General features: G+C 70.9%; 3 protein-coding genes. All 3 read right to left on the reverse strand.

All coding sequences use genetic code 11. The features are described 5' to 3' along the window. On the reverse strand, positions 1-581 hold a 581-nt coding region (gene ftsL / locus HFP15_RS42010; RefSeq protein ID WP_168524184.1), incomplete at its 3' end, for a cell division protein FtsL. Further along, positions 578-1,525 (reverse strand): 16S rRNA (cytosine(1402)-N(4))-methyltransferase RsmH, encoded by a 948-nt coding sequence (gene rsmH, locus HFP15_RS42015; protein ID WP_168524186.1) that lies wholly within the window; start codon positions 1,523-1,525, stop codon positions 578-580. The genes ftsL and rsmH, both read right to left, overlap by 4 nt. Positions 1,526-1,714: 189 nt before the next feature. Next, on the reverse strand, positions 1,715-2,146 hold the full coding sequence (gene mraZ / locus HFP15_RS42020) for a division/cell wall cluster transcriptional repressor MraZ (RefSeq protein ID WP_168524188.1): 432 nt from the start codon (positions 2,144-2,146) through the stop codon (positions 1,715-1,717). Positions 2,147-2,421: the final 275 nt, after the last annotated feature.

A 2,421-nucleotide genomic window follows, 5' to 3' on the forward strand; every position in this document is an offset into this window, starting at 1 on the left:
GTGGCCGGCGGGGTGGCCGGTGTCGACGGGGCGGGCGGCGGCGGTGTGGCGGGAGCCGTCGCCTTCGCGGGCGTGCCGACGACGCGGACCGAACCGTCCGGGTTCTGCACCAGGTGCGCCGGCTCACCCGAGGGCACCATGCCCAGCGCCTTGGCGTGGTCGGCCAGCGACGAGGCTGCCTCGGCGTTCGACACGTCCTGCTGCAGTTGCTCGGACTGCTCGGCCAGCGACGAGTTCTCCTCGCGGAGCTGCTCGAGCCGGTAGGAGTCGGCGATGGCCTGCGTGGACAGCAGCAGCGTGGTGGCCACACCCGCGGCCAGCAGGGTCATCACGATCAGCACGAACGACGCGCGAGAGCGCGGCCAGCGCAGTGTGAACTTGCGCGGCTGCGGCTGCTCGACCTCCTTCTCCTTGCCACGCACCAGGTCCGCGCGCTGGGCGCGGCGGGCGTAGGCGCGCTCGGCGGCCGCGGTGCGCTGCTGGCCGGTGCGGGTGGGCCGCTCGGCCTCCCGCGGCATCGTGCCCACGCGCGACCGGGGCTCGACCGCGGGCTTCCTCCGTGTCCGGGTGGGCGCAGTCATGCCGCCTCCTGTATCCGTTCCGCCGCGCGCAGCCGCACGGACGCGGCACGCGGGTTGCGTTCGATCTCGGCCTCGTCCGCCTTCTCGGCGCCGCGGGTGAGCAGTTTCAGCTCGGGCCCGTGGCCGGGCAGCTCGACCGGAAGTCCTTGCGGGGTGCGGGATTTCGCGAGCTCCGCGAACGCCTGCTTGACGATGCGGTCCTCCAGCGACTGGTAGGACTCGACCACGATCCGGCCTCCGGGGGCCAGCGCCGCGAGTGCGGCGGGGATCGCGGCGCGCAGCACGTCGAGCTCACCGTTGACCTCGATCCGCAACGCCTGGAAGGTGCGCTTGGCGGGATGCCCTCCGGTGCGGCGGCTCGCCGCCGGAACCGCGTCGTAGAGCAGTCGTACGAGCCCCTCGCTTCGGTCGAAGGGCTCGCGCTGACGCTGCGCCACGATCGCCTTCACGATCCGCTGGGCGAAGCGTTCTTCGCCGTACTCGCGCAGAATCCGCACGAGTTCGGCGGGTTCGTAGGTGTTGAGCACGTCGGCGGCGGTGGGTCCCGTCGTCGGGTCCATCCGCATGTCCAGCGGCGCGTCCCTGGCGTAGGCGAAGCCGCGCTCGGCGAGGTCCAGCTGCATCGAGGAGACGCCGAGGTCGAACAGCACACCATCCACAGTGGACAGGCCGCGTTCGGCCAGCACGTCACCGATGCGGTCGTACACCGCGTGCACGAGTTCGACCCGGTCACCGTGCCGCGCGAGCCGTTCCCCCGCGCGTTCGAGCGCGTTGGGGTCGCGGTCCAGTGCGATGAGCCTGAGCTGAGGATGCGCCGAGAGCAGGGCGTCGGAGTGGCCGCCGAGGCCGACGGTCGCGTCGACGAGTACCGCGGGACGGCCGGACAACGCCGGCGCGAACAGCTCGAGCACCCGCTCGAGCAGCACCGGAACATGCTCCGCCATGCGATTCCCACCCCCTCGATACGCCACTCGGATGCCGTCAGGTCCCCGCCCGCCCGCTGCGGGCCTGGTGCCGGGGAAGGTGCACCAGGGCCGCTGAGCGGACAGAGGCCTCACGGCATCCGAGTCCGGTCACTCCCGAAAATCGCCACCCGCGCCCCCCGACGGCGTGGGTGCCGCCCGGCCGGACGCTCAGAAAACGCCCGGCAAGACCTCCTCCTGCGCCTTGGCGTAGCTGTCCTCGTGCTCCTCCAGGTAGGTTTCCCAGGCCTGTGCGTCCCAGATCTCCAACCTGGTGATCGCACCGATCACCACGCACTCCTTGTTGAGCCCGGCATAACGCCGCAACTCGGACGCGATCGCGATGCGCCCCTGCCCGTCCGGGCGTTGCTCGTCGGTCCCGGCGAACAGATAGCGCTGGTAGGCACGGACGGCCTCGTTGGTGAACGGGGCCTCCGCGACCTTGCGGGCCATCTGCTCGAACTCGGCACGCGGGAAGACGTAGAGGCAGTGATCTTGCCCCTTGGTGACCATCAGCCCACCTGCCAGCGCGTCCCGGAACTTCGCGGGCAGCGTGAGCCGCCCCTTGTCATCCAGTTTCGGGGTGTGGGTACCGAGGAACATCGGCCCCACCTCCCACAGGGCTTCCCTTCCGCCCCACTGCTCACCACCGTACCCCACTTTTCACCACAGTCAACGCCGAATAGCTCCACTTCCGAGGGAACGAGACGCTGTTTTCGCAGGTGAGAAGGGTGGTGGCTGGTGGGGGCGACGTGGGGGAAGCCTCCCATCCCTCCCCCGGCCCGGGGGTGTCGGGCCGCGAAAACGGCCCTCGCGGGGATGGTGAAGGCCTCCGGGGAGCGAAGTGGGGAGCTCTGGTGGGGGCTTGTGGGGAATCG

It is taken from the genome of Amycolatopsis acididurans, assembly GCF_012328925.1.
Lineage (GTDB): Bacteria > Actinomycetota > Actinomycetes > Mycobacteriales > Pseudonocardiaceae > Amycolatopsis_E > Amycolatopsis_E acididurans.